The sequence below is a fragment of the Pseudonocardia tropica genome (genome assembly GCF_040105315.1).
Taxonomy (GTDB): domain Bacteria; phylum Actinomycetota; class Actinomycetes; order Mycobacteriales; family Pseudonocardiaceae; genus Pseudonocardia; species Pseudonocardia alni.
In genome coordinates this window covers 156383-181704 of the sequence record NZ_JBEDNP010000005.1, presented here as the reverse complement: position 1 = coordinate 181704, position 25322 = coordinate 156383, and the positions used below count along the sequence as shown (strand labels likewise).

The window sequence follows — 25322 nt, the reverse complement described above, 5'->3', positions numbered from 1 at the left end:
GCCTCAGGCCAGCAGGGTGCCCGGCGCCGCCTCGTAGGGCTGGAAGAAGTCGTTGGCGGGCGCCCCGGCGAGGGTGAGCACCAGCGCGGGCACCGCGACGCCGTCGATCTGCTCGCGGAGGATGTCGGCGTGCCCCGCGTGCCGGGCGAACTCCTCGACCAGGTGCACCAGGTAGAAGCGGGCGTGGATCGGGCGCGCGTCGTGGATCCCGTGCCAGGGGGCGGGCGGGGCGGTCGAGTCGCCGGCCGGGTCGGTCTTCGCGACGGTGGCGAGCAGCTCGGCCCGGGCCCGGTCGAACTCCTCGACGGTCGCGGCGACGGTCTCGTCGTCGCCGACGGTGAAGCTCCCGGTGAACTGCGCGAACGCGGCCGCGTCGAGCGGCTGCTCGGTGACGTCGCTCGTCAGCCGGTCCACCGCGCCGCGCATGCAGTAGGAGGCGTGCTTGACCAGGCCACCGACGGACAGCGCGCTGCGGCACGGGGTCGCACGGGCCTGTTCCTCGGTGAGACCGAGGAGCGCGGAGCGGATCGCCGTGAGCTGTTGGTCGATGTAGTTCAGGAGGCCGGTGATCTCGTCGTGGCGAGCGGGTGCGTACATGGTGTCCTCCGGGTGCGCGGGAGCGGCTCGAGGACGACTGTGCCGCCCGATGCGGTCAGGTCCGGTCCTCGACGGCCGGGCTCTCGGCGCTGTTCGTCGCCGTCCCCGCCGCCCACACCGCGGTGAAGATCGCGGGGCGCTCTACCTCGCCTGGCTCGCCCGGGGCATGCTGCGCCCCCGCGGCACGTCGCCGTTCGAGGCCCGCGACCTCGCACCCGAGCGTGACCGGCGCCTGTGCGGTATGGGACTGCTCACGAACCTGCTGAACCCGAAGATCGCCCTGATGTACGCGGCGCTGCTGCCGCAGTTCGTCGACCCCGCCGACGGCGCCACCGGGAGCCGGCTCCTGCAGCTCGGGTCGGTCCAGATCGCCGTCGCGGTGACCGTCAACGGGCTGATCGTCCTCACCGCCGCGTCCGTGTCCGGGTTCCCGGCCGCGCGGCCGCGGGCGATGAAGGTCCAGCGGCGGGTCGCCGGCACCGTGCTCGGCGGGTTCGCCGTCAGGACCGCGCTCAGCCCGGGGCCGGCGACGACCTGACCCGGCACGGTGCGCAGACCGAGGGGTGCGGACGAGTCGGTCTGTAAGCCGGATCCTGTTCCCGGGCACCTCGCGGTGCTCCGTTCGGCGACCATCCATCTCGGCCTGCCGTCGCCGGCAGGCTCCAGCGGTCCACCCGCAGGCTCGGGCGGGCAGCCCTCGAACGCCTGCGCAGCCGTACACGTACGGCCTCTCGACCTTGCTCCGGGTGGGGTTTACCGAGCCACCCCGGTCACCCGGGGTGCTGGTGGTCTCTTACACCACCGTTTCACCCTTACCCCGCGGCTCCGGGGAGCCGCGTGGCGGTCTGTTCTCTGTGGCACTGTCCCGCGGGTCGCCCCGGGTTGCCGTTGACAACCACCCTGCCCTGTGGAGTCCGGACTTTCCTCGGCGGGACCCGGAGGCCCCGCCGCGGCCGCCCGACCGACTCGTCCGCACCGACGAGGGTAGTCAGGAGGCGGCGGTGCGCCGCAGGAGGGTCGCCAACTCCTCCCGGGTGGGCCCGGCGGCGGGGGCGGGGCGCCAGCCACCGGCGTAGACGGCGTGGGCGAGCGGCTCGACAGTGTCGAGGCTCGCCGGACCGGCCAGCATCGCGAGATAGGGCCCGAGCGCGGCCCCGATCCGGCCGTCGACCTCGGCGGCCGCCATGATCAGGGGCGACGGCAACGGGCCGGTGAGGTCCACGTCGCCGCCCGCCCAGGCCCGGCGGGCGTGGTCGTCGGACCGCACGTGGTCCTCCACCCAGGGGCGCATCTCGGCGTCGCACCAGGCCCCGAAACCGCCGATCTCGCCGGTGTCGATGCGCCGCAGCAGCTCGCGGCACTGCATCATCGTGGTGGCGAGGCCGCGGCCGAACATCGGTGTCGTGGTGCAGACGGCGTCGCCGACGAGCACCAGCCCGTCGACGTCGGGCTGGGAGCGGTAGTGGTTGTACAGCCGCCCGCCGGGCAGCACCGGGGTGATCGGGACGGCCCGCCCGGGGTCGGTCCACGCGTCGAGCCCGGGGATCGCCCGGCAGGCCGCGTCGAAGACGGCCTCGTGCCGCAGCTCCCGTAGGCTCCCGGCCGGCCGGACCAGCAGCACCGAGAACACACCGGCCTCGTGCCGGAAGACGATGACCTGGTAGCCGTCGAGGTCGGCCTGCCAGGCCAGCGGGTTGGTCATCGGGCCGGGGTCGGCCGGGTCGTGCAGCCGGTACTGGCGGCTGACGTAGGCCGCACCGGTGTCGCCCTCCACGGCCGGGCCGCCGGTGAGGTCGCGGGTGGCCCGGCCGGACCGTCCGGAGGCGTCGACCACCAGGTCCACCGGCTCTCCCACCCCGTCGACGACGAGGCCGCGGGCCCGGCCGCCGGAGACGGCCACCCCGTCGACGTGCCCGCGGCGGATCTCCAGGCCCGGCTCGCGGGTGGCGACGTCGCGCAGCGCCCGTTCGAACGTCGCGCGGCGCGACCGCATCCCCCCGGTCATCCGGCGGCCGTCCGGGAGGACGAACACGATCGGTTCCGCGCCGGCGGCGACCCACGCCGCGTGGGCCTCGGGCAGCTCGGCGAGCAGCCCCTCCCCCACCTGGGGACGGACCCCGTGCGGGTGGTGGAACTGCATCACCCCGCGGCGTGCCCACGTCCCGTCGGGGTCCGGGCCGGTGTCCCGGTCCACGGCGAGGACGGCGTGCCCGCGCCGCGCGAGCGTCGCGCCGAGGAACAGCCCGGCCGGGCCCGTACCGATGATGCCGATCCGCATGGTGGCCTCCGCGCGCCGTGGGCGCCGCCCAGGGTGCACCCGGATCCGGGCGGAGTCCATCGCCCGGATGCCGGGGTCAGGTCCCGCAGAACGTCGTGAACGGCGGCGAGTCCGGCCCGGCGGGCCGGGCGTAGCGCTCGTAGCCCTCGCGCTCGGTGAACGGGTCGGCCAGGACCTGCAGCAGCCACTGCACCGGTTCGAGGTCGCCGTCGACGACCGCGGCCCCCAGCGCCTCCTCGACCAGGTGGTTGCGCGGCACGTACACCGGGTTGACCCGGTCCATCGCGCCGGCGTCCGGGCCGGCGGCCCGCCAGGACTCCAGCCACGGGTCGAACGCGGCCGGGTCGGACAGCAGCGCCCGGACCGGGCCGGCGTCGCCGCGGGCGGCGTCGGAGAGCCGCCGGAAGAACAGCGTGTGGTCCGGCTTCTGCGCCTCCAGCAGCGCGAACAGGTCGGTGAGCAGCTCGGGGGTGCCGACGCCGATCTTGGCGAGGTACCCGCGGTCGCGGGCGGCGAGGTACAGGTCGGCGAAACCCCTGAGCTCCCCGGTGGCCAGGGCCACCGCCTCCTGCTGGTCCTCGGCGAGCAGCGGGAGCAGCGCCTCGCCGAAGCGGGCGAGGTTCCACTGCGCGATGCCGGGCTGGTTGCCGTAGGCGTAGCGTCCGCCCGAGTCGATCGAGGAGTACCAGGTCGTCGGGTCGTGGGCGTCGAGGAACGCGCACGGGCCGTAGTCGATGGTCTCGCCGGAGATCGTCATGTTGTCGGTGTTCATGACGCCGTGGACGAACCCGATCTGCATCCACCGCGCGACCAGCTCGGCCTGGGCGGTGATCACCGCGCGGTAGAGCTCGAGCGCCGAGGACGCCTGCGGGTGGTGCCGGGCGATCGCGTACTCCGCGAGCCGGCGCAGCACGTCGACCTCGCCCGTCGCGGAGCCGCTGCGCGATCCGCCTGCGCTACTCGCGGCGGCGAACTGGAACGTCCCGACCCGCAGGTGGGACGACGCGGTGCGGGCGAGCACGGCGCCCGGCTCCGGACCGCGGTCGCGCAGCACGTGCTCGCCGGTCGCGGTAACCGCGAGCGAGCGCGTGGAGGGCACCCCGAGCGCGTGCATCGCCTCGGAGATCACGTACTCGCGCAGCATCGGGCCGAGCGGGGCCTTCCCGTCGCCGCCGCGGGCGAACGGGGTGCGCCCGGAGCCCTTGAGGTGCAGGTCGCGGCGGGCGCCGTCGGGGGTGACGAGCTCGCCGACGAGCAGCGCCCGGCCGTCGCCGAGGCGCGGCGAGTAGTTGCCGAACTGGTGCCCGGCGTACGCCTGCGCGACGGTCGTCGCCGAGTCGGGCACGGTCGTGCCGGTGAGCAGCGCGACGCCCTCGGGGGTGCGCAGCTGCGCCGGGTCGAGGCCCAGCTCACCGGCCAGGGACTCGTTGAGCAGCACCAGCCGCGCGGCCGGCGCCGGGGCGGCCTGCCAGGGCAGGTAGAGCCCGTCCAGGTCGCGGACGAAGGTGTTCTCGAACGCGATCTCGGTGGCAGCGGTCATGGGTTCCAGGCTACGGACCCGCAGGGTCGGCCGCCGGGGACGACCGCGGCGTTGCACCGGGATACCGTCCGGTGGTGATCGACCCCTCCCAGCCGTGGGCGCTGGTGTTCCTGCTGGTGGCCGGGCTGCTCGCGGGTGCGGTGAACGCCGTCGCGGGCGGCGGGTCGCTGCTGGTGTTCCCGGCGCTGCTCGGGGTGGGGTTCCCGCCGCTGGCGGCGAACGTCACCAACTCGGTCGCCCAGTGGCCGGGCTACGCCGGGCTGGTGCTCGGGGCCCGCCGCGAGCTGCCCGGGCAGGGCGGACGGATCGCGGTGACCGCGGTCGCCGCGGCACTGGGCGGCGGAGTGGGCTGCACCCTGCTGCTGGTGCTGCCCGGCAGCGTGTTCGACGCCGTGGTGCCCGTCCTGGTGATCCTGGCCAGCCTGACGATGGCGGTCGGGCCGTGGCTCAAGCGCCGGATCGGCGACCCGGCCGACCGGGGGCGGGACCGCACCCCGGCGCTGCTGGCCGCGATGTTCCTCGCCGCGGTCTACGGCGGCTACTTCGGCGGGGCCCTGGGCGTGGTGCTGATCTCGACACTGTCGCTGTTCGCCCACGACGAGCTGCGCAGGCTCAACGCGCTCAAGGGCGTGCTGTCGCTGGTCGTCGCGACGGTGACGGTCGTCGTGTTCGCCCTCGGCGCCCCGGTCGACCGGCTCGCCGTCGCGCTGCTCGCCCCGACCACGCTGGTCGGCGGCTACGTCGGCGCCCTGGTCGCGCGGCGGATGCCGGAGACCCTGCTGCGCTGGGCCGTGGTCCTGCTGGGCCTGGCCGTCGGCGTCGCGCTGCTGTTCACGTGAGCCTCCTGCTGGCGGTCGCGCTGCTGGCCGCGGTCCTGGCCGCCGCGACGCTGCGTCCGTTCGGGCTGCCCGAGGCCGTGGTCGCGGTCCCGGCGGCGCTGGTCGCCGTCGCCGCCGGGCTGGTGACCCCGGCCGGGGCGTGGACCGAGATCGGCGAGCTCGCCCCGACCGTCGGGTTCCTCGCCGCGATCCTGCTGCTCGGGCACCTCGCCGACGCCGAGGGCGTGTTCCGCTGGCTGGGCGCGCGGCTGGCGACGGCGTCGGCCGGGTCCCCGCGACGGCTGCTGGTCGCCGTCTTCGCCGCAGCGGCCGGGACGACCGCGGTGCTGAGCCTGGACGCGACGGTGGTCCTGCTGACCCCGGTCGTGCTGGCGACGGCGGCCCGTCTCGGGGTGGCGTCGCGGCCGCACTCGTTCGCCTGCGCGCACCTGTCGAACTCGGCGTCGGGGCTGCTGCCGGTGTCGAACCTGACGAACCTGCTGGCGTTCTCGGCGTCGGGGGTGGGGTTCCTGACCTTCGCCGGGCTGATGGTCGGACCGTGGGTGGCGGTGATCGTCGTCGAGTACCTGGTGCTGCGGTGGGTGTTCCGGCGCGACCTCGCCGCGGCGCCGGAGCCCGCCCCGGCCGATCCCGCGGTGCCCGCCCCGGCGGCACCGGTCGTCGCGCTGGCGGTGCTCGGGCTGACCCTGGCCGGGTTCGCGGTGGCCTCCCCACTGGGCGTCGAACCGGGCTGGGTCGCCGCGGCCGGGGCCACGGTGCCGGCGGTGCGGGCGCTGGTGCGGCGCGAGACCGGGCCGCTGCGCCTGGTCGCCGCGGCCTCCCCCGGGTTCTGCCTGTTCGTGCTGGCCCTGGGCGTGGTCGTCGCCGGGCTCAGTGCGCAGGGGCTGTCCGGCTGGATCGGTGCGCTGCTGCCCGCCACCCCGGACCTGACCGGGCTGCTGGTCACCGCGGCCGTCGCGGCGGTGCTGGCGAACCTGGTGAACAACCTGCCCGCGACGCTGGTGCTGCTCACCGCGCTCGGCCCGGCCGCGCACCCCGGGCTGGTGCTGGCGATGCTGCTGGGCGTCAACATCGGGCCGAACCTGACCTACGCCGGGTCGCTCGCGACGCTGCTGTGGCGGCGCATCGCCACCGGCCACGGCGACCCGCCCCAGCTCGGCACGTTCCTGCGGCTGGGGGCGCTTACCGTCCCGCTGGGCCTGCTCGCCGCGACGACCGCGCTCTGGGCCGCGCTCGCGGTGCTGCCGCAGTAGCGGCACGGCCCGGACAGCACGACGGCCCCGCCCGGAAGGGGCGGGGCCGGTCGCGGACGGTGGGCAGGGATCAGAACTCGTGGGCCATGTCGTGGCCGAGGTCGGTGTCCGGGTCCATCTCGCGGGCCGGGACACCCATCGGGCGTGAGCTGCCGCGCCGCTGCTGGGGCAGCCGCGCGATCACCTTCATCTCGTGTGCCAGGTCGTAGCCGTAGTCGTGCTCGTGGATCTGCGACATCGCTGTCCTCACCGTCTCCCTGTTCCCCGCCGACACCGAGACTGTCGTTCACGCTCCGTAGGTTGACCACCCCGTACGGTGCACGCGAAGCATCGCTCAGGTGAGGAACGGGGACAACTGTCCGGAGTCGACACCGCCCGATCGGGTCAGGACGGTATCGATCCAGCAGGCGGTGACGGACCGGTGGCTACCGGACGTCGTCCAGGTACGAGGTCTCGTTGACCAGACGCACCGAGGCGCCCCCGTCGGGGTAGAAGTCGGCGATGTTGAGGCAGGCCAGGTCCAGGTGCATGCGGTAGAGCACCGCGTCGCCGGCGCCGAGCGCGGTGCGGAGCAGCATCTTGATCGGCGTGACGTGGCTGACCAGGACCACCGTCCGCCCGGCGAACTCCTCGACGATCCGGGCACGCTCGGCCTCGACCCGCTCCCCCACCGCGCGGAAGCTCTCGCCGCCCGGCGGTTCGACGTCGGCGGAGCCGAGCCAGCGGCCGTGCAGCTCGGGGTCGCGCTCGCGGGCCTCGGTGAAGGTGAGGCCCTCCCAGCCGCCGAAGTCGGTCTCGATCAGGCCGTCGCGGACCTCCAGGTCCGCCCCGGTCGTCTCGGCGACGGCGGCCGCGGTCTGGCGGGCCCGGCGCAGCGGCGAGGACAGCACCACGGCCGGCTCGACGCCCTGGCCCGACAGCCGCGTCGCCAGCGCGCGGGCCGCGGCGGCGGCCTGCTTCTGGCCCAGCTCGGTCAGCTCGGGGTCGCCGTGGCCGGAGTAGCGGCGCTCGACCGACAGCTCGGTCTGGCCGTGGCGCAGCAGGATCAGCCGCGTCGGGGAGCCCGCCTGGCCGGTCCACGCGGCCGCGGCGGCCGCGGAGTCCGTCGACGCGGTCGCCTCCGCGGGCGGCTTCGGCGCCGGTCCCGCCGCCCCGGACGGGTCCAGGGTGGGGCTCGACTCCCCGTCCATCGCGCGGTTGGCGAGCGCGTCGGCGCGGGCGTTGTCCTTGCGCGGGATCCACACGAAGGTGACCGCGTCGAAGTCCGCCGCCAGCTCGCGGGCGGTGTCGGCGAGCTCCTGCAGCGGCGGGTGCTTGATCTTCCAGCGCCCGCTCATCTGCTCGACGACGAGCTTGGAGTCCATCCGGGCCTCGACCTCGGTGGCCCCCAGGTCGCGGGCGGCCCTCAGCCCGGCGATCAGGCCGCGGTACTCGGCGACGTTGTTGGTGGTGGTCCCGAGGCCGTCGTAGACCTCACCGAGCACCTGGCGGGCGCCGGCGTCGAGCACGACCGCGCCGTAGCCGGCGGGCCCGGGGTTGCCGCGGGAGCCGCCGTCCGCCTCGACGACCAGCTTCACCTGCCACGCACCAGGATCGCGCCGCACTCCTCGCAGTGGACGACCTCGTCGGCGGCCGCCGTGCGGACCTGCCCGAGGAAGGTCCGGTCGAGCTCGAGCCGGCAGGCGCCGCAGCGGGACTCGCTCAGCTGCCCGGCCGCGACCCGGCCGCCGGCGCGGATGCGCTCGTAGTCGGCGAGCAGGTCCGCGGGCAGCGCGGCGACGACCTCGGTGCGGGCGCGGTCGCGCCCGGCGCGGGTGGCGTCGATGTCGCCCTCGGCGGACTCGCGCTTGGCGGTCACCTCGCCGACCGCGGTCTCGGCCTCGGACAGCTCGCCGCGGGCGTGGTCGAGCTCGATGCCCACGGCCTCGCGCTCCTCCATGATCCCCAGCTGCTCGTCCTCCAGGACGCCCTGGCGGCGGGCGAGGGTGTCGAGCTCGTGCTGCAGCTCGGTGGCCTGCTTGGCGGAGATGCCCGAGCCGGCGAGCAGGGTGTGGTCGCGCTCGGTGCGGGCACGGACGCCGTCGATGTCGCGTTCGAGCCGGGCGATGTCGCGGTCGAGGTCACCGGCGCGGGTCTCGGCGCGGACCAGGGCGTCGCGCGCCGCACGGACCCGCTGCTCGGCCTCGTCCAGCTGCGCGAGCTCGGGCAGCGTCGAGCGCCGGTGGGTGAGCCGGCCGATCTCGGCGTCCACCTCGGCCAGCGTCACCAGCTTCGCCTGCGCGGTGGGATCGGCCTTCATGCACTCGCCTCCGGTTGTCCTGCTGTCGTGTCGGAACCGCGGCTCGGGGCGGCGGTGGTCCAGGGGTCGGTACGGGCCCGCGAGACCGCGACCGAGACGCTACCTGCGAGGGCCTCGGCCACGACCCCGGCCGCCTGCCCGCACCACGGCCACTCCGAGGCCCAGTGGGCGACGTCGACCAGCGCGGGGGTCGGGCCACCGGGACCGGTCCCGGCGAGCGCGTGCTCGGAGGCGGGGTGGTGGCGCAGGTCGGCGGTGACGAACGCATCGACGCCGGCCCGGGCGGCGGAGTCCAGGGCCGAGTCCCCGGCACCGCCGCAGACCGCGACCCGGCGGATCGGGCGCTCCGGGTCCCCGGCACCGCGCACCCCCCATGCGGTGGCGGGCAGCGCCGCGGCGACCCGGCGGGTGAACGCCGCGAACGGCTCGGCGCCGGCGAGCTCGCCGACCCGGCCCAGCCCCAGCGACGACGGCAGCGGCGCCATCTCGAGCAGGTCGAAGGCCGGTTCCTCGTAGGGGTGCGCGGCCCGCAGCGCGGCGACGACGTCGCGGCGCCGCGACCGCGGCAGCACCATCTCCAGCCGGGTCTCCGCGACGCGCTCCAGGCGGCCGACCGATCCGATGACCGGGGCGGCGCCGTCGAGGGGCCGGAACTGGCCGGTCCCGGCGGTGGCGAACGAGCAGTGCGAGTAGTTGCCGATCGCGCCGGCACCGGCCTCGGACAGGGCGGTGTGCACGGCGGCGATGGACGGGCCGACCGGTACGAAGGTGACGATCTTGTCCAGGGCCGGGCCGGGTTCCGGTTCCAGCGGGCCGGACACGGTCAGCCCGAGTGCGGCGGCGAGCGCGTCGGAGACGCCCGGGTCGGCGACGTCGGCGTTGGTGTGCGCGGTGAACAGCGCGACCCCGGCGCGGATCAGCCGGTGCAGCAGGGCACCCTTGGGGGTGTCGGCGCCGACCCCGTGCACCCCGCGCAGCAGCAGCGGATGGTGGGTGACCAGCAGCTGGGCGCCGGAGGAGATCGCCTCGTCGACGGTCTCCGGGGTGGGGTCGACGGCGAACAGCACCCGGGAGACGGTGTCGTCGGGGTCGCCGCAGACCAGGCCGACCGCGTCCCAGTCCATGGCGAGCCGGGGCGGGTAGGCGGCGTCGAGGGCGGCGACGACGTCGCGCAGCGTGCTCACGCCGACACCGCCAGCCGGCGCAGCACCGCGTCGAGGGACTCGACGAGGCGGCGGACCGTCTCCGGCGGGCGGACCGCGACGCGCAGATGGTCGGGCCCGAGACCGGGGAAGGTGTCGCCGCGGCGCACCGCGATCCCGGCCTCGCGCAGCATGCGCCGCACCGCCTCGCCGGTGCCGTCGGGCAGGTGCAGCAGCAGGTACGGGGCGGGCCCAGCCGAGACGCCGACGCCGTCGATGCCCGACAGCGCCGCGGCCATGGAGACGCGGTGCGCGGCGAGCCCGCGGGCCTTCCGGTCCGCGGCGGAGACCGCGTCGGGCTCGCAGCAGGCGATGACCGCCTCCAGGGCGGGGGTGGAGACCGGCCACGGCGGGCGGCTCGCGGCGAGCCGGGCCAGCAGCTCGGGGGCGCCGAGCGCGTAGCCGGCGCGCAGCCCGGCCAGTGCCCAGGTCTTGGTCAGCGAGCGGAACACCAGCAGGCCGGGCACGCCCGCGTCGCCGGCGAGGGTCTCCGGCTCGCCGGGGACGGCGTCGGCGAACGCCTCGTCGACGAGCAGGGTCCGCCCCGGGCGGGCGAGCGAGCGCAGCGCGGCGGCCGGGTGCAGCACCCCGGTGGGGTTCGTCGGGTTCCCGACGACGACGAGGTCGGCCTCCTCGGGCACCGCGGCCGGGTCGAGCGCGTGCCCGGTCGCGGCGTCGGTCAGCACCCGCACCACGTCCACCCCGCCGCCGCGCAGCGCGGCCTCCGGCTCGGTGAACCCGGGGTGCACGACGGCGGCGAGCCGGGGGCGCAGCGTCGGGAGCAGCGCGAAGCCCTCCGCGCTGCCCGCGAGCACCAGCACCTCGTCCGCGTCGCGACCGTGCCGCGCCGCGACGGTGGCGCGGGCGCGGGCGTCGTGGTCGGCGCGCGGGTAGCGGCCGAGTCCGTCCAGGGTCGCGACGAGCCGGTCCCGCAGCCAGGGCGGGGGGCCGTCGCCGATCACGTTGACGGCGAAGTCGACGAGCCCGTCGGCGGCCTCGGCGTCGCCGTGGTGCCGCAGGTCGTGCCCGCCCGCGTGATCCGTCCCGGCCGCATGGTGATCGAACGGCATCGGGACACCCTACGGCGCGCACCGGTGCGCGGTGGACAATGGCCCGGCCACCCACCCGAGGCGTCAGGGTCGACGTCGGTGCCCCCGCTCCCCGGAGGAACGTCGCAGTGAACGTCGTCTTCGTCTGTACCGGCAACATCTGCCGGTCCCCGATCGCCGAGAAGATCCTGGCCGCCGAGGTCGAGGCCGCCGGGCTGGCCGACCGGGTGCGGGTGACCAGCGCCGGGACCGGTCACTGGCACATCGGGCAGCCGATGGACTCCCGCGCCGCCCAGGTGCTGGCCGAGCACGGCTACGACACCGCCCACAGCGCCCGGCAGGTCGACTCGGAGATCCTCTCCGCGGACCTGCTGGTGGCGCTGGACATGGGGCACCTGCGGACCCTCGAGCAGTCGGTGCCCGATCCCAGGCGGGTCCGGCTGCTGCGCTCGTTCGACCCGGCTGCCCCCGCGGGCGCCGAGGTGCCCGACCCCTACTACGGCGGCCCGGACGGGTTCGCCGAGGTCCACGCCATGATCGCCGCGGCGGTGCCCGGCCTGGTCGAGCACGTCACCCGGAACGCATGAGGGACCGCGTCGCCCGGCTGACCGGCCGCGCGGTGCGGGAGGGGCCGGCCGGGCACCCGCCGCGCGCGACCCTGGACGACGGCACCGTCGTCGTGGTCAAGGACTCCTCGGCCGACCCGGGGGCGGCCACCGCCGAGGCCGCGGGGCTGCGCTGGATCGCGGTGCCGGGCGGTCCGCCGGTCCCGCGCGTGCTGGGCGCCGACGACGCGCTCCTGGTCACCGGGCTCGTCGCCCCCGGCCGGGCGACGCCGGCCGCCGCGGAGCGGTTCGGCCGGGAGCTGGCGACGCTGCACGCCGCCGGGGCCGACGCGTTCGGTGCCCCGCCGCCGGGCGGGCCGGCGCGGGCGTGGATCGGGCACACGCGGATGGAGAACCGTCCGCACGACGGACCGTGGGGCGACTGGTTCGCCGCCGACCGCGTGCTGCCCTACCTGCGGGCCGCCCGGGACCGCGGCGCCCTCGACCCGGCCGGGGCCGCCTCCGTCGACGACGTGTGCGGGCGGATCGGCGTCCTGGCCGGGCCGGACGAGCCGCCGGCCCGGCTGCACGGCGACCTGTGGTCGGGCAACGTGCTCTGGGGTCCGCGCGGCGACGGGGACGGGGACGGCGCCGCGTGGCTGATCGACCCGGCCGCGCACGGCGGGCACCGCGAGACCGACCTCGCGATGCTGGACCTGTTCGGGCTGCCGCACCTCGACGTCGTCCTCGCCGCCTACGACGAGCACTCCCCGCTCGCCGACGGGTGGCGCGAGCGGGTCGACCTGCACCAGCTGTTCCCGCTGCTGGTGCACGCCGTGCTGTTCGGGGGCGGGTACGGCGCGCGGGCCGTCGCGGCCGCGCACCGTCTCCGCTGATCCCCCGGTCTCAGTACGCCCCGTGCTCCCCGCGCAGCGGGAACCCGGCGGCGCCGCCGTCGGCGAGCTTCACCCCCAGCACCTGGTGGAGCTGGATGTTGTTCAGCTCGAAGCCCAGCCGGCACGCGGCCATGTAGAGCCGCCACACCCGGGCCCGGCCGACACCGACCTCGGCGACGGCGTCGGTCCAGTTGCGCTCCAGGTTCGCACCCCAGTCCCGCAGCGTCATGGCGTAGTGCTCGCGCAGGTTCTCCTCGTGCCGGATCTCGAACCCGGCCTCGTTCATCGCGTCCACCAGCGCCGCGACCGGCTCCAGCTCCCCGTCGGGGAACACGTAGCGGTGGATGAACGGGTCGGTGTGGCGGTGGTCGGGCCGGTGCGGCTGGGTGATGCAGTGGTTCAGCATCCGCCCGCCCGGCCGGAGCTTGGCGTACATCGACGCGAAGTAGGAGTCCAGGTTGGCCTTGCCGATGTGCTCGGTGAGGCCGATGGAGGACACCGCGTCGTAGACGCCGTCGGGGACGTCGCGGTAGTCGAGGTGGCGCACCTCGGCCAGCTCGGACAGCCCCTCGCGGGCGATCGCCTCCTGCGCCCAGGCGGCCTGCTCCTTGGACAGGGTCACCCCGAGCGCGCGGACGCCGTGCTCGCGGGCGGCGTGGCGGACCATGCCGCCCCAGCCGCAGCCGACGTCGAGCAGGCGCCTCCCCGGCTTCAGGTCCAGCTTGGTCGCGACGAGCGAGTACTTGGCGGCCTGCGCGGTCTCCAGCGACGCGTCGGCGTCGGGGTAGGCCGCGCAGGTGTAGGTCATCGACGGTCCGAGCACGAACTCGTAGAACCGGTTGGACACGTCGTAGTGGTGCGAGATGGCCTGCGAGTCGCGCCGCTTGGAGTGCAGCAGCCCCTTGGGGCGCGCCTCCAGGTCGGGCGGCGGCATCCGGTGCTCGCGCCAGTAGGGCAGCAGCCGCCGCGCGAGCCACAGCTGCTCCCGTCGCGGGATCGAGTGCAGCGTCACCTCCGACATTGCGCGCAGCGCGGTGTGGAGGTCCCCGTCGACGTCGATCTCCTCGGTGACGTAGGCCCGGGCCAGCCCGAGCGAGCCGGGGGCGCTCACCAGCCGGGCCAGTGCCCGGGGCGAGTTCACCCGCAACGTGACCGGGGCGTCGTCGGGTCCCGCCCGTGACCCGTCGAACGCCTCCACCCGCAGCTCACGCGCGGAGCCCAGGACGTGGGACAGGATCCCCGCCACCGGCTCGATCGTCGTGGTCCGCCGCTCCAGCACTCCTGTCATCGCCGATCCCTCCCCAGTCGATCCCCGCGATGCCCTCAGCGGCCGGTGACCTTCCGGAACAGGTCGGCTGCCCGACCGTCCGGGTCGTACCGCTGCTTCACCGCCCGGTAGGCCGCACCGTTGTAGTGCGCCCAGAACTCGTCCTCGCCGTAGTGCACGGTCGAGTACAGCGACTTGTGCCCGCCCAGGTCGGCGACGCACTCCTCGATCAGCCGGTTGTGTGCCCACCGGTCGCCCGGTTTCTCCGCCACCGACGACCAGAACCCGACGTTGACGTAGAGCCGGCCCGGCTCCATCGGGTAGAGCGGCCAGGTCCGCTCGCCGCGCAGCTGCAGCGGGCAGAGCCAGACCGGCTCGATCGGGATCTCCCGGTGGAAGAACTCCAGGAACTCCGGGAGCCGCTCGACGGGAATCTCGACGTCCTGCACGACCATCTCCTCGGCCGTCCCGCCGAGGGCCTCGCGGACCCGGTTCGACGCGCCGTGGCGCTGGTCGAGGGCGACGAGGCGGCGGTAGACGTCCGAGCGGCGCCAGCGGCGCGGCCAGAACCGGCGCACCGCCGGGTGCTGCACGCCGAACGCCCGCGAGCACCAGAACCAGTCGGTGTCCCAGCGCCACAGGTAGTCGTGCACGGTGAGGTGGTCGACCGGGCGGCGCTGCAGCGACCGGTAGAACACCTCCTGGCCGGTGTAGTCGGAGATCCGCGCGCCCGGCATCGGGGCGTCGACGAACTCGCCGGTGGTCAGGTACTGCTCGTCGGGTCCGAACACGACGCCGTCGAGGAAGTCGACCTCCCCCGCGGCGACGAACCGCTCGATCGCCGCCGACGCGGCGGACGCGCTCGCGTACCGGTGGTGGGTGAGCTTCACGAACGGCTTCACCGGGGCCAGCTCGACGACCAGGCGGACCGCGTAGCCGAGCGTCCCGTAGGAGTTGGGGAAGGCCGCGAACAGGTCGGCGTGCTCGCCGTCGGGGGTCACGTGCAGCAGCTCCCCGGCCGGGGTGAGCACGTCCATCTCCAGCACCGACTCGTGCGGCAGCCCGGCGCGGAACGACGTCGACTCGACCCCGAGACCGGTGACCGCTCCCCCGAGGGTGATCGTCTTGAGCTGCGGGACGACCAGCGGCATCAGCCCGTGGACGAGGGTGGCGTCCACGATGGTCTCGTAGGTCGCCATCCCCTGGACCTCCGCGGTGCGGCGACCGGGGTCCACTCCGAGCACACCGTCCAGGGCGGAGGTGTCGAGGCGGCGCGCGGCGGCACCGGTGTCGCGGTCACCGAACCGGAACAGGTTCGACGACGGCTTCCCCAGCTGGACGGCGCCGGCGCCGGTTCGCGCCCGGCGCAGGGCTTCCACCGCGGCGTCGTGCGCGGTTCGGGTGGCGGTCCCGGCGGACATGACCGCGACGATAGACCCATATCGTTTGCGAGGCTCATGATTAACGGAGGGTCCTCCGTCACACGCTGCAACGATCTTCCCGGCGGGCGGCACCGGCACCGTCGTGATGTCATCGCGCGCGTGGCACACACCAACGAGAACCCCGCGCAGAACGTCACCTTCCCCTCCGGCGACGGCACCGCGCACGGCTACCTGGCCCTCCCGGAGTCCGGGTCCGGGCCCGGCCTGATCGTCATCCAGGAGTGGTGGGGCCTGACCGACCACATCGTGGCTGTCACGAACCGGTTCGCCGCCGAGGGCTTCGTCGCGCTGGCGCCCGACCTCTACGGCGGTCGGACCACCCACGACTCCGACGAGGCCGGGGCGCTCATGGGCGAACTGCCCGTGAACGGCGCGGCGACCGACCTGGCCGGGGCCGTGGAGTTCCTGCTCGGGCGCGACGACGTCACCTCCTCCGCCGTCGGTGCGGTCGGCTTCTGCATGGGCGGCGGCTTCGTGCTGGTCCTCGCCGCGCAGCAGGGCGACAAGGTCGCGGCCGCGGTGCCGTTCTACGGCGTGCTCAAGGAGGACTACCCGTCGTTCGCGGACCTGACCGCGGCCGTGCAGGGCCACTTCGGGTCCGAGGACACCATGGCCCCGCCGGACGCGGTGGAGGCACTCGCCGACCGCATCCGGGCCGAGTCCGGCACCCGTCCCGAGTTCCTGCAGTACCCGGCCGGGCACGCCTTCTTCAACGACGAGAACCACCTGGGGACCTACGACGTCGAGCAGGCCGAGATCGCGTGGGCCCGCGCGACGCAGTTCCTGCGCGAGCACGTCAAGTAGCGGCTCAGCGGGAGCGCAGCAGCTCCCGGGCCACGGCGGGCAGCGTGGCGGGTCCGGTCCGCAGCCGGACCCGCTGCGCGGCCGCGGTGAGGCCGACGTACTCGTCGGAGGTCAGCGCGATGTCGGCCGCGGCCACGTTGGACTCCAGCTGCGCCACGCTCGACGCACCGGGGATGGCCACCGTGTTCGGGTGGGACACCACCCACGCCAGCGCGACCTGCGACGGCGTCGCGTCGTGCGCGGAGGCGACGTCGCGCAGGGCGTCGGTGAGCGGGGCCAGCGCGGCCAGGTTCTCCGGCAGCCACTCCGGCTTGCTGCGGCGCACCGCGTTCGTGGGCCGGTGGCCCGCGTCGTAGCGGCCGGTGAGCAGGCCCTGGGCGAGCGGGCTGTAGGCCATCACGATGCGGCCGTGCGCGGCGGCGTGCGGGACCAGCGCCGCGACGGGCCGCCGGCGCAGGAGGCTGAACTCGACCTGGTTGGACAGCACGGGTCCGCCCAGCGCCTCCTCCGCGGCCCGCCAGCGGTCCAGCGTGTACGACGAGACGCCGGCGTCGCGGACCAGCCCGGTCCGCTGCAGCTCGGCCATCCCGCGCATCGCCGAGGCGTCGCCGACCAGCGGGTGCGGCTTGTGCACCTGGTAGAGGTCGATCTCGGTCACCCCGAGCCGGGCGGCGGAGGCGGCCGCGCGCCGGCGCAGCACCGGACCCAGGGGCAGGACCGGGAAGAACTTCGTCGCGATCACGACGTCGTCGCGCCACCCGGGGCCGCCGCAGGCGCGCAGCGCGTCGCCGAGGATCCGTTCGCTGCGCAGCGGGCCGTAGAGCTCCGCGGTGTCGAACACGGTGACGCCCAGCTCACGGGCGCGGGCGACGATCCGCCCGGCCTCCAGCGCGTCGCCGTAGCCCCACTCGCTCGTGCCGAACTGCCAGGTGCCCAGGCCGATCACCGACCAGCGTCGTGGACCGGGACCGGGGCCGTCGAGGTAGCGCACCTGCGCCAGTGTCCCCGACCGCCCCGGTCCCCGCCCCGCGTCCGTCCCCTCAGCGGACCGGGGCCCCCGGGCCCAGCGGGATCCCCAGTGCCCACCAGGCGAAGAACAGCAGCGTCCAGACCACCGTCATGGCGACGGCCAGCGGCAGCGTGTACGACGCGAGCGTCCCGATGCCCGCATCCTTGCGGTAGCGCTGCAGGAACCCCAGCGCCATCACGAAGTACGGGCTCATCGGGGTGATCGCCGTCGAGCCGGAGTCGGCGATCCGGAACAGCGCCTGGGTGGTCTCCGGCGGCACCTCGACCAGCATCAGCATCGGCACGATCACCGGCGCCGCGATCGACCACATCGCCGTCCCGCTGGTGACCATCACGTTCACCACGGTGAGCACGGCCAGCACCATCAGGAACACGACCGGGATCGGGACACCGGTGGTGCGCAGCGCGTCCGCGGCGACGACCGCGAGCACGTCCCCGACACGGGTCCAGTCGAAGTAGGCCAGGAACTGGGCGATCGCGAAGAACAGCGCCAGCACCGGGGCCATCTGCCGGATCCCGTCGGCCATCAGCTTCGGGACGTCGGCGGCGGTGGTGATCGTCCCGACCGCGCGGCCGAAGACCGTGCCGAGCAGGCCGAACAGCAGCGCGATGACCGCACCGATGCCCTCGACCAGCGGGGACTCGACGACCGAGCCGTTCTCGCCGCGCAGCGGGGACCACTCCGGGGCCATGACCGCGACGAGCAGGACGGCGCAGCCGAGCAGGACCCAGCCGGCGCGGCGCAGTCCGGTCCGCTCGGCCGGGGACAGGCTCAGCCCGGCGAGGTCATCGGAGACGGCAGGGTCCGGGGCATGAGGGTCCGGGGGGTCGGGGTCCAGGTCGGGCCGCTCGGCCAGGACGACCCGGGTGACCAGCGTGATCACCAGGGCGAGCACGACCGACGAGGCGATGGTGAAGAACCAGTTGCCGACCGGGGTCACCACGACCGCCGGGTCGACGATCCGGGCCGCCGCGGTGGTGATGCCGGCGAAGATCGCGTCGTTCGGGGTGGGGACCGGGCTGGCGTCGTAGCCGGAGGCGATGGCGGTGTAGGCGACGACGATCCCGAGGATCGGCGAGCGCCCGACCGCGCGGAACGCGAGCCCGCCCAGCGGCACCAGGATCACGTACGCCGCGGCCGACGCGACGTGCGCGACGGTCCCGGCGAACGCGACCGCGAACACCACCAGCGACGCGGGCACCCGGGCGACCCCGGCCCGCATGGCCGCGGCGAGCAGCCCGCTGCGCTCGGCGACCGCGACGCCCATGATCACCGTGACGATGGTGGCCATCGGCGGGAACTGCGCGAAGTTGTCGATCATCGACGAGACGGCCATCGCGAGGCCGTCGCCGGAGAGCAGGTTCCGCACCGCGACGGGCTCGCCGTCGGGTGCGACGACCGCGACGCCCGCCGCCGCCAGCCCGGCGCTGACCACGGCGAGGATCGCCGACAGCACCCAGAACAGCCAGAACGGGTGCGGCAGCGCGTTCCCGACCCGTTCGACGACGGCCATCGCCCGCACCAGCCGGGGCAGCTCCCGGTCCTGGGTGGCGGCGGGCGTGCTCACCGCGGTCCCCCGAGGCCGAAGAAGTCCCCGACCAGCGCGGTGGCGCGGACCGTCTGCGTGGTGGCGCCGCCGCCGGAGTAGGCGGTCGCGCCCGGCCAGGTGTGGCCGCCGCCGTCGACGGCGACGTGCTGCACCCGGGCCCCGTCGCGGCAGCCGCGCCAGGTCGCGATGGTCACGTCGGGCTCGATCCGGCGGGTCTGCGGGCGGGCACGGCAGCCGTCGCGGGCGACCCACTCGGCGACCTTCGCCGGGATCGCGGGCAGGCCGCGGTCGGCGTCGCCGGTGTAGGGGATGGTCGCGTCGCCGGTGCCGTGCACGAACAGCGCCGGGACCGGACGGCCGGGCCGGCACGGCGGTTCGCCGTCGCGGTAGTAGGCGCCCGCGACCGGGGCGATCGCGGCGATCCGGTCGGACATCCGGCAGGCCAGGATCTCGGTGAAGCCGCCGCCGTTGGACTTGCCGGTGGCGAAGACCCGGCCGGGGTCGACGCAGAGGCCGGCCTCGAGGTCGTCGAGGAGGTCACCGGTGAAGGCGACGTCGTCGACGCTCGGCGCCGAGTACGGGGCGCCCTGCCAGGAGCGCTTGCCCTCGCCGCCGGGGACCCCGTCGGGGTAGGCGACGACGGCGGGCAGCCCGGACAGGCCGGAGAAGTCCTCGGTGGTGGCGCCGTCGTTGCCGCGGCCGTGGAAGACCAGGACGACCGGGGTGGGCCGGTCGGGGCGGTAGCCGTCGGGCAGGTGGACCCGCACGGTGCGGGCCAGGCCGCCGCTGTCCACGGTGCGGACGGCGGTGGTGCCCGGTGCCTGCGGTGGGGTGACGCCGCAGCCGGGGCTCCGCGCTCCGGCCGGGCCGCCCGCCGGTCCGGCGGCCGCGCCGGGGACGGCAGGTCCGGCGGGTGCGTCGGAACCGGCGGGTCCGGCCGGCGCCCCGGACGCGGCCGGGACCACGGCGGCGTCGGACGGTGTCGGGGCGACGGCGGCGCCGGTGGTCAGAGCGGCCGCGGCCAGGCAGGCCGCCGCCACGGCACGCAGGCGGCGTCCCCCGGGACGTCGCGTCGGGCCCACGGTCGGGCGTCCCGGAACGGACGGTGTCGCTGCGGACGATGTCGCTGCGGACGATCTCGGTGCGGACGATCTCGGTGCGGACGATCTCGGTGCGGACGATCTCGGTGCGGACGATCTCGGTGCGGACGATCTCGGTGCGGACATGGGGTTCCCTTCGGACGGCGTCGTCGACGGCCGGTGCTGTCGCCCCGCCCGGGTCGCGGGCAGGGTCGTGCGACGGGGCACCGGGTGGCGCCACCGCGGGAGTGCTGTGGGTCCGTGCGGGTCGGAGGGGGCGTCAGGCCGTGAGCCAGGCCGTCACGAAGTCGGTGATCCGCTCGACGATCGCGGCGATGATCGCCTCGCCGTGCTCCGGATCGGCCCGGCGGGGGTCGCCGAGGACCCCGTTGCCGGACAGGCGGTCGTAGGGCGCGGTGAGCGCCGGACCGCCGCGTCGCCGGGCCAGTGCGCCGAAGGCGTCGAGCTCGGCGAGCCGGGTGGTCCCGGCCGCGAGCCGGTCGGTGCGCACCAGGTGCGGTGCGACGGCGAGCATCTGCGCCGTCTCGGCCTGCCCGCTGTGCCCGCTGACCTCGGGCGGCCCGGCCGCGGCGACGACGTCGGCGGCCAGCGGCGTGAGCGGGCTCCGGGCGAACTGCAGGTCCGGACGGGCCGCGAGGAGGTCCTGCGCGACCGTCGCGAGGGTGGCGTCGTTCCCGCCGTGCCCCGTGACCACGCAGATCCGGCGCCAGCCGTGCCGGTACAGGCCGTCGACGTACTCGCGCACGAGCGTGGCGAACGTCGTGGTGGTCAGGCTGACCGTTCCGGCGAACGCCAGGTGGTGCGGTGACACCCCGACCGGCAACGACGGCCCGACGACCGCGGTGCCGCCCAGCGCCTCCGCGACCCGGTCGCAGACCGCCTCGGCGCGGATCAGGTCCGTCGCGAGCGGCAGCCCCGGCCCGTGCTGTTCGAAGGCCCCGGCCGGCAGCAGTACGACCGGGCTGTCGACGACGGCGGCCGCGGCCTCGACCGTCGTCATCTCCCCCAGGCGCCGGGTGCTCACGCGCCCACCGCCGTGGCGATCGAGGCGAGGTGCTCGCGACACAGCCGCTCGGCCAGGTCAGGGTCGCCCCCGCGGACGGCGTCGAGCAGTGCGACGTGCTCGGCATGGTCGCGCTCGCGGTCGTCGTAGCGGTGCCGGATCTCGACCTGGTCGTGCGCACGGACGTGCAGCAGCGCCTCCACCGTCTCCCGGAGCAGCGCGTTGCCGCTGGTCGCGGCCAGTGCGACGTGGAAGTGGACGGCCGGACGGAGGTCACCGACCGGCGGGTGCAGGGCGTTGGTGACGCTCTCCGCGAGCATCGCCAGCCCCGCGGCGTCGCGCTCCCGGGCCGCGGCGGCCGCGATCGGCGGCTCCAGGACGAGCCGGGCGCGGATCAGCTCGTGCACGCCGTCGGGGGTCCGGGACGGCCGGTGCGGGTTGGCGAGCAGCCGCCGCCCGACCCCGGCGCCGACGTAGGTGCCCGAGCCGTGCCGGAACTCGACCGCGCCGGTGGCCTCCAGACGTCGCAGCGCCTCGCGGACGGTCGGGGTGGTGACCTCGAACCGTCGCGCCAGGTCGCGGGAGGACGCGAGCTGGTCCCCCGGGCCGAGGTTCCCGGTCCGGATGATGTCCATGATGTCGTCGGCCAGGCGCTCCGACAGCGTCTCCCCTGCGGTCATAAAGTGACTAAATCACTTAGAGACCTGGGCGGTCAACCCTCCCGTGATCTCACCCCGCCACCTCCCCACCCTGGTGATCGCGAGTCCGCGCGGTGATCCGTCGCTCGCGTGCGTCCGGACGCACGCGGACAGCGGATCACCGCGCGCACCGTGGATCACCGCGCGCACCGTGGATCACCGCAGCCTCATCCCGCCGCCTCACCGCACCGCCTCACCGCACCGGTGATCGCGAGCCCGCGCGCTGATCCGTCACTCGCGCGCGTCCGGACGCTCGCGCCCAGCGGATCACCGCGCGAACTCGCGATCACCGTGCGTTCGGGGCTGGGGACGGTCAGGCGCCGTCGGCGGCGGACGAACCGGGCCGCTCGAGCGGCAGCGGGCGGGGCGGGCCGGTCAGGCCCCGGCGGCGACGGTCGGGCCGTCGGCGTCGTCGGGGGTGTCCGCGGCGGCGTCCCAGTCGGCCAGGGCCCGGTCGAGCTCGGGCCAGGTCGTGTCCCGGGCCCGGCGCCCGGTCAGCACGCCCAGGTGCCCGCCCGGCGACGTCGTGAACCGCACCTCCGGGCTGCCGGTCAGCAGCGGCACCCCGGCGCGCACCGCCCGCAGCGGGGCGATGACGTCGTCCCGCCCCGCGACGACGAGCACCGGCACGTCGACCTCGGCCAGCTCCACGTCGCGCCCGCCCAGGCGCAGCCCGCCGCTCGCGAGGTCGTTGCTGCGCAGGAGCAGGTGGAAGATCTGCCCGAACACCCGGCCCGGGTAGCCGTGCATGTTGCCCATCAGGTGGTCGACGGCCTCGATCTGGGCCAGGCAGTCCCGGTCGTCGATCCGCGACGCGATCGCCAGCGGCCTGGTGACGAGCTTGTCCACCGCGGTCAGCTGGAACGCCCAGCTCACCATCGGCGCCGGGAAGCTGCCGACGCCCCGGTAGATCGAGGAGATCAGCCGGCCACCGGTGATCTGCGCGAGCGGCCGGATGGGCGCCACCAGCGGCACCCGGGAGATGTCGACCGGGGTCCCGATCGCGACGACCGAGCGCACCGGCAGCGGGTCGCGGGCCTGCACGGCTGCGGCCACGGTCAGCAGGGCGAAGATCCCGCCGAGCGACCACGCGACGAGGTGCACCTCCTCACCGGTCTCCTCGGCGACCCGGCGGACCATGTCCGGCAGCAGCTCGTCCACCCAGCTCTCGATGCCCAGGGTGCGGTCGGAGAACGACTTGGGGCCGTAGTCGACCAGGTAGACGGTCCGGCCCTGCTGCAGCAGGTGCTCGACCAGGGAGCAGCCGCGGCGCAGGTCGTAGGCGAAGTCGGGGGCGCCCAGCGGCGGCACGAGCAGCACCGGGGCACCGCCGGAGGGGTCGACGCCGGACAGCGGGCGGTACCGGAACAGGATCCCCTGCGGGGAGCCGACCACCGCGTCGCGCGGCATCCGGCGCAGGTCGGCGAGGTGACCGACCACGGCCCGGTCCCACACGTTGGCGGCGGCGTCCACGAGATCCACGGCCGCACCCTACCGGCACGCGCGGGTCACCGACGGCCCGTGAGGACGACCGGAGTTACCGACGGGTATGTGAGACTGCCGACCATGCAGCGCGACATCTTCGACGACGAACACGACGCGTTCCGCGACCTGTGCCGGACCTTCATCGCGAAGGAGGTCACCCCGCACCACGAGCAGTGGGAGGAGGACGGCCAGGTCGACCGGGCGGTCTGGACCGCGGCGGGGGCCGCCGGCCTGCTCGGCACCGCGGTCCCCGAGGAGTACGGCGGCGGCGGGGTCGACGACTTCCGCTACAACGCGATCCTGGCCGAGGAGATCGTCGCCGCCGGGGCCAGCGGGATCGGCTTCCCGCTGCACAACGACGTCGTGCAGCCCTACCTGCTGCGGCTGTGCACCGACGAGCAGAAGCAGCGCTGGCTGCCCGGCTTCTGTTCCGGCGAGCTGATCACCGCGATCGCCATGACCGAGCCCGGCACCGGCTCGGACCTGCAGGGCATCGCCACCAACGCCAGGCAGGACGCGAACGGCGACTGGATCCTCAACGGCTCCAAGACCTTCATCACCAACGGCATCCTCGCCGACCTGGTGGTCGTCGTCGCCAAGACCGACCCGGACGCCAAGCACCTCGGCTTCACCCTGTTCGTGGTGGAGCGCGGGATGGAGGGCTTCGAGCGCGGCCGCCGCCTGAAGAAGGTCGGCATGAAGGCCCAGGACACCGCGGAGCTGAGCTTCACCGACGTCCGGGTGCCCGACGCCAACCGGCTCGGCGAGGTCGGCCAGGGCTTCATCTACCTCATGCAGAACCTCGCCCAGGAGCGGCTGTCGATCGCCGTCGCCTCGGTGGCCGGCGCCGAGGCCGCGGTGGCGATGACGCTGGAGTACACCAAGGAGCGCAAGGCGTTCGGCCGCCCCGTCGCGAACTTCCAGAACACCCGCTTCGAACTCGCCGAGATGGACACCGAGGTCTCCATCGCGCGGGTCTTCGTGGACCGCTGCATCACCGAGCACAACGGCGAGGGCGAGCTGTCGGTGCCCGACGCGGCCAAGGCCAAGTGGTGGTGCTCGGACCTGCAGAACCGGGTCGTCGACCGCTGCGTGCAGCTGCACGGCGGCTACGGCTACATGCTCGAGTACCCGATCGCCCGCGCGTTCGTCGACTCCCGCGTGCAGGCGATCTACGGCGGCACGAACGAGATCATGAAGGAGATCGTCGGCCGGTCGCTCATCGGCTGACGGGGGCCCCCGCACCGTCCAGGGCCCGCGCGATGTCGGCGACGAGATCGCGCGGGTCCTCCAGCCCCACCGACAGCCGCAGGTGCCCGAGACGGCGGAACTCCGGCGGGAAGTGCGCCGCCCGGCCCTGGTCGCCGGCGCCGACGTGCACGATCAGCGACTCGTCGTGGCCCAGCGACACCGCCGAGGTGATGACCCGCAGGCCCGCGACGAAGCGGTTCTGCCGCTCCGGCGGCCCGTCGAGGGCGAAGGCGAGCATGCCGCCGTACCCGCCGTCGAGCGTCCTGGTCGCGAGCGCGTGCTGCGGGTGCGACGCCAGCCCCGGGTAGGCGACGTACGCGACCTCCGGACGGGACTCCAGGTACTCGGCCACCTGCAGCGCGCCGGCGCAGTGCGCGCGCATCCGCATCGGCAGGGTCACCGCGCCCCGGGCGATCAGCCAGGCGTTGAACGGGCTGATCACTCCCCCGGCGTCGACCATCGCGTCGGCGCGGATCCGCTCGACGAGCTCGCGGCGGCCCAGCACCGCGCCGCCCATGGCGTCGCCGTGGCCGTTGACGTACTTCGTCAGCGAGTGCACGACGAGGTCCGCGCCCCGCTCCAGCGGCCGTTGCAGCACCGGCGTCGCGAAGGTGGCGTCCACGCTGAGCAGGGCGCCCGCATCGTGCGCGACGACGGCGACGGCGTCGACGTCGGTGATCCGGGTCGTCGGGTTCGCCGGGGTCTCGACGTGCACCAGCCGGGTCTCCGGGCGGATCGCGGCGCGCACCGCGTCCGGGTCGGAGGTGTCGACCAGGGTGGCGGTGATCCCCCACCGGTCCGGGAGCAGCTCGGTGAGCAGCCGGTGGGTGGCGACGTAGGTGACGTCGGAGCTGACGACGTGGTCGCCGGTCCGCAGGAACGTGAAGAACACCGCGTGCAGCGCCGCGACGCCCGAGGCCAGCGCGACCGCGCCGCAGCCGCCCGGCGACACCCCGGACGGGTCCTCCAGGGCGACGAGCTTGTCCTCCAGCCAACCCTGGTTCGCCCCGCCGTTGCGGGTGTAGAGCCGGGTCGCGGTGCCCGACCAGTCCAGCTCCGAGGGATCCTCGGGCAGGGCGTAGGAGTTGGCCGCGACGATCGGGCGGCGGATCGCGCCGGTCCCGGGGTCGACGTCGTTGCCCGCGTGCACCGCGCGGGTGGCGAGGAAGGGCGGTCGGTCGCCGGAGGTCACGCT

General features: G+C 75.0%; 24 protein-coding genes and 1 other RNA gene. 7 read left to right on the top strand and 18 right to left on the bottom strand.

Annotated features, from left to right (window positions below):
- Nucleotides 1-3: 3 nt before the first annotated feature.
- Entirely contained in the window at nucleotides 4-597 is a 594-nt protein-coding gene (locus WHI96_RS10720; RefSeq protein ID WP_345649556.1) for a DinB family protein, read from the bottom strand.
- A gap of 49 nt (nucleotides 598-646) precedes the next feature.
- On the opposite strand from WHI96_RS10720, the gene WHI96_RS10715 reads away from it, so the two are divergent.
- Nucleotides 647-1135: a LysE family translocator gene (locus tag WHI96_RS10715; RefSeq protein WP_345649553.1), complete on the top strand. Its 489-nt coding sequence runs from the start codon at nucleotides 647-649 to the stop codon at nucleotides 1133-1135.
- Between the two features lie 28 nt (nucleotides 1136-1163).
- On the opposite strand, the gene rnpB is transcribed toward WHI96_RS10715, so the two are convergent.
- From rnpB to WHI96_RS10700, 3 genes are all read right to left on the bottom strand, one after another.
- Nucleotides 1164-1566: RNase P RNA component class A (gene rnpB / locus WHI96_RS10710), an RNA gene on the bottom strand.
- A gap of 19 nt (nucleotides 1567-1585) precedes the next feature.
- Complete coding sequence (locus tag WHI96_RS10705) at nucleotides 1586-2875, bottom strand: NAD(P)/FAD-dependent oxidoreductase (RefSeq protein ID WP_345649550.1); 1290 nt, start codon at nucleotides 2873-2875, stop codon at nucleotides 1586-1588.
- 76 nt (nucleotides 2876-2951) lie between these two features.
- On the bottom strand, nucleotides 2952-4415 hold the full coding sequence (locus WHI96_RS10700; RefSeq protein WP_345649547.1) for a protein adenylyltransferase SelO: 1464 nt from the start codon (nucleotides 4413-4415) through the stop codon (nucleotides 2952-2954).
- A 74-nt stretch (nucleotides 4416-4489) separates the two neighbouring features.
- Here WHI96_RS10700 and WHI96_RS10695 point away from each other — a divergent pair, with 74 nt between their 5' ends.
- The gene (locus WHI96_RS10695; protein WP_345649544.1) at nucleotides 4490-5254 is read left to right on the top strand and encodes a sulfite exporter TauE/SafE family protein; all 765 of its coding nucleotides are present in this window, start codon (nucleotides 4490-4492) and stop codon (nucleotides 5252-5254) included.
- Nucleotides 5251-6507 carry an SLC13 family permease gene (locus WHI96_RS10690; RefSeq protein WP_345649541.1) on the top strand — a complete coding sequence of 419 codons (1257 nt, stop codon included), beginning with the start codon at nucleotides 5251-5253 and terminating at the stop codon, nucleotides 6505-6507. The genes WHI96_RS10695 and WHI96_RS10690 overlap by 4 nt, the downstream gene beginning before the upstream one ends.
- A 70-nt stretch (nucleotides 6508-6577) precedes the next feature.
- On the opposite strand, the gene WHI96_RS10685 is transcribed toward WHI96_RS10690, so the two are convergent.
- The 5 genes from WHI96_RS10685 to cobC form a co-directional block, all read right to left on the bottom strand.
- Entirely contained in the window at nucleotides 6578-6745 is a 168-nt protein-coding gene (locus WHI96_RS10685; RefSeq protein ID WP_020622575.1) for a hypothetical protein, read from the bottom strand.
- A gap of 187 nt (nucleotides 6746-6932) precedes the next feature.
- A complete protein-coding gene (locus WHI96_RS10680) occupies nucleotides 6933-8111 on the bottom strand; it encodes a bifunctional RNase H/acid phosphatase (protein WP_345649536.1) in 1179 nt (392 codons plus the stop codon).
- The gene (locus WHI96_RS10675) at nucleotides 8081-8806 is read right to left on the bottom strand and encodes a zinc ribbon domain-containing protein (RefSeq protein WP_345649533.1); all 726 of its coding nucleotides are present in this window, start codon (nucleotides 8804-8806) and stop codon (nucleotides 8081-8083) included. Before WHI96_RS10675 ends, WHI96_RS10680 begins: the two co-directional genes overlap by 31 nt.
- Nucleotides 8803-9930: a Nif3-like dinuclear metal center hexameric protein gene (locus WHI96_RS10670; RefSeq protein ID WP_425571660.1), complete on the bottom strand. Its 1128-nt coding sequence runs from the start codon at nucleotides 9928-9930 to the stop codon at nucleotides 8803-8805. The genes WHI96_RS10675 and WHI96_RS10670 overlap by 4 nt, the downstream gene beginning before the upstream one ends.
- 56 nt (nucleotides 9931-9986) lie before the next feature.
- On the bottom strand, nucleotides 9987-11078 hold the full coding sequence (gene cobC, locus WHI96_RS10665; protein ID WP_345649527.1) for an Rv2231c family histidinol phosphate aminotransferase CobC: 1092 nt from the start codon (nucleotides 11076-11078) through the stop codon (nucleotides 9987-9989).
- Between the two features lie 107 nt (nucleotides 11079-11185).
- On the opposite strand from cobC, the gene WHI96_RS10660 reads away from it, so the two are divergent.
- Together WHI96_RS10660 and WHI96_RS10655 are read left to right on the top strand one after the other, a co-directional pair.
- Nucleotides 11186-11644, top strand: coding sequence for a low molecular weight protein-tyrosine-phosphatase (locus tag WHI96_RS10660; protein ID WP_345649524.1), 459 nt, complete (start codon nucleotides 11186-11188; stop codon nucleotides 11642-11644).
- Nucleotides 11641-12498 (top strand): fructosamine kinase family protein, encoded by an 858-nt coding sequence (locus tag WHI96_RS10655; protein WP_345649521.1) that lies wholly within the window; start codon nucleotides 11641-11643, stop codon nucleotides 12496-12498. Before WHI96_RS10660 ends, WHI96_RS10655 begins: the two co-directional genes overlap by 4 nt.
- Nucleotides 12499-12508: 10 nt before the next feature.
- Here WHI96_RS10655 and WHI96_RS10650 read toward each other — a convergent pair whose 3' ends face one another.
- The gene (locus WHI96_RS10650) at nucleotides 12509-13786 is read right to left on the bottom strand and encodes a class I SAM-dependent methyltransferase (protein ID WP_345649518.1); all 1278 of its coding nucleotides are present in this window, start codon (nucleotides 13784-13786) and stop codon (nucleotides 12509-12511) included.
- 35 nt (nucleotides 13787-13821) lie between these two features.
- A complete protein-coding gene (locus tag WHI96_RS10645; protein ID WP_345649515.1) occupies nucleotides 13822-15186 on the bottom strand; it encodes an FAD-binding oxidoreductase in 1365 nt (454 codons plus the stop codon).
- A gap of 120 nt (nucleotides 15187-15306) precedes the next feature.
- Here WHI96_RS10645 and WHI96_RS10640 point away from each other — a divergent pair, with 120 nt between their 5' ends.
- Nucleotides 15307-16011, top strand: coding sequence for a dienelactone hydrolase family protein (locus WHI96_RS10640; protein ID WP_345649513.1), 705 nt, complete (start codon nucleotides 15307-15309; stop codon nucleotides 16009-16011).
- 4 nt (nucleotides 16012-16015) lie between these two features.
- Here WHI96_RS10640 and WHI96_RS10635 read toward each other — a convergent pair whose 3' ends face one another.
- The 6 genes from WHI96_RS10635 to WHI96_RS10610 all read right to left on the bottom strand — a co-directional run bounded on the left by WHI96_RS10635 (nucleotide 16016) and on the right by WHI96_RS10610 (nucleotide 22873).
- Complete coding sequence (locus WHI96_RS10635) at nucleotides 16016-17002, bottom strand: aldo/keto reductase (protein ID WP_345649511.1); 987 nt, start codon at nucleotides 17000-17002, stop codon at nucleotides 16016-16018.
- A 49-nt stretch (nucleotides 17003-17051) separates the two neighbouring features.
- Nucleotides 17052-18554: an AbgT family transporter gene (locus tag WHI96_RS10630; RefSeq protein WP_345649753.1), complete on the bottom strand. Its 1503-nt coding sequence runs from the start codon at nucleotides 18552-18554 to the stop codon at nucleotides 17052-17054.
- A gap of 50 nt (nucleotides 18555-18604) precedes the next feature.
- Entirely contained in the window at nucleotides 18605-19630 is a 1026-nt protein-coding gene (locus WHI96_RS10625) for a CE1 family esterase (protein WP_345649509.1), read from the bottom strand.
- Nucleotides 19631-19949: 319 nt separating this feature from the next.
- A complete protein-coding gene (locus tag WHI96_RS10620; protein WP_345649506.1) occupies nucleotides 19950-20714 on the bottom strand; it encodes a creatininase family protein in 765 nt (254 codons plus the stop codon).
- Nucleotides 20711-21373 (bottom strand): FadR/GntR family transcriptional regulator, encoded by a 663-nt coding sequence (locus tag WHI96_RS10615; protein WP_345649503.1) that lies wholly within the window; start codon nucleotides 21371-21373, stop codon nucleotides 20711-20713. The genes WHI96_RS10620 and WHI96_RS10615 overlap by 4 nt, the downstream gene beginning before the upstream one ends.
- A 393-nt stretch (nucleotides 21374-21766) precedes the next feature.
- Nucleotides 21767-22873 (bottom strand): alpha/beta fold hydrolase, encoded by a 1107-nt coding sequence (locus WHI96_RS10610; protein ID WP_345649500.1) that lies wholly within the window; start codon nucleotides 22871-22873, stop codon nucleotides 21767-21769.
- 84 nt (nucleotides 22874-22957) lie between these two features.
- Between WHI96_RS10610 and WHI96_RS10605 the strand changes: the two genes are divergently transcribed.
- A complete protein-coding gene (locus tag WHI96_RS10605) occupies nucleotides 22958-24106 on the top strand; it encodes an acyl-CoA dehydrogenase family protein (RefSeq protein WP_345649750.1) in 1149 nt (382 codons plus the stop codon).
- On the opposite strand, the gene WHI96_RS10600 is transcribed toward WHI96_RS10605, so the two are convergent.
- Nucleotides 24096-25319, bottom strand: a complete 1224-nt coding sequence (locus tag WHI96_RS10600; RefSeq protein WP_345649497.1) for a trans-sulfuration enzyme family protein — start codon at nucleotides 25317-25319, stop codon at nucleotides 24096-24098. The two genes, WHI96_RS10605 and WHI96_RS10600, sit on opposite strands and share 11 nt — an antisense overlap.
- Nucleotides 25320-25322 lie beyond the last annotated feature (3 nt).

Bases quoted from the DNA above. Each gene is read 5' to 3' on its own strand.
- WHI96_RS10675 (WP_345649533.1), bottom strand. From the start codon at position 8,806: ATGAAGGCCGATCCCACCGCGCAGGCGAAGCTGGTGACGCTGGCCGAG.
- WHI96_RS10605 (WP_345649750.1), top strand. From the start codon at position 22,958: ATGCAGCGCGACATCTTCGACGACGAACACGACGCGTTCCGCGACCTG.
- WHI96_RS10630 (WP_345649753.1), bottom strand. From the start codon at position 18,554: ATGGCCGTCGTCGAACGGGTCGGGAACGCGCTGCCGCACCCGTTCTGG.
- WHI96_RS10650 (WP_345649518.1), bottom strand. From the start codon at position 13,786: ATGACAGGAGTGCTGGAGCGGCGGACCACGACGATCGAGCCGGTGGCG.
- WHI96_RS10705 (WP_345649550.1), bottom strand. From the start codon at position 2,875: ATGCGGATCGGCATCATCGGTACGGGCCCGGCCGGGCTGTTCCTCGGC.
- WHI96_RS10655 (WP_345649521.1), top strand. From the start codon at position 11,641: ATGAGGGACCGCGTCGCCCGGCTGACCGGCCGCGCGGTGCGGGAGGGG.
- WHI96_RS10645 (WP_345649515.1), bottom strand. From the start codon at position 15,186: ATGTCCGCCGGGACCGCCACCCGAACCGCGCACGACGCCGCGGTGGAA.
- WHI96_RS10720 (WP_345649556.1), bottom strand. From the start codon at position 597: ATGTACGCACCCGCTCGCCACGACGAGATCACCGGCCTCCTGAACTAC.
- WHI96_RS10685 (WP_020622575.1), bottom strand. From the start codon at position 6,745: ATGTCGCAGATCCACGAGCACGACTACGGCTACGACCTGGCACACGAG.
- WHI96_RS10715 (WP_345649553.1), top strand. From the start codon at position 647: ATGCGGTCAGGTCCGGTCCTCGACGGCCGGGCTCTCGGCGCTGTTCGT.
- cobC (WP_345649527.1), bottom strand. From the start codon at position 11,078: ATGCCGTTCGATCACCATGCGGCCGGGACGGATCACGCGGGCGGGCAC.
- WHI96_RS10700 (WP_345649547.1), bottom strand. From the start codon at position 4,415: ATGACCGCTGCCACCGAGATCGCGTTCGAGAACACCTTCGTCCGCGAC.
- WHI96_RS10670 (WP_425571660.1), bottom strand. From the start codon at position 9,930: ATGGACTGGGACGCGGTCGGCCTGGTCTGCGGCGACCCCGACGACACC.
- WHI96_RS10615 (WP_345649503.1), bottom strand. From the start codon at position 21,373: ATGACCGCAGGGGAGACGCTGTCGGAGCGCCTGGCCGACGACATCATG.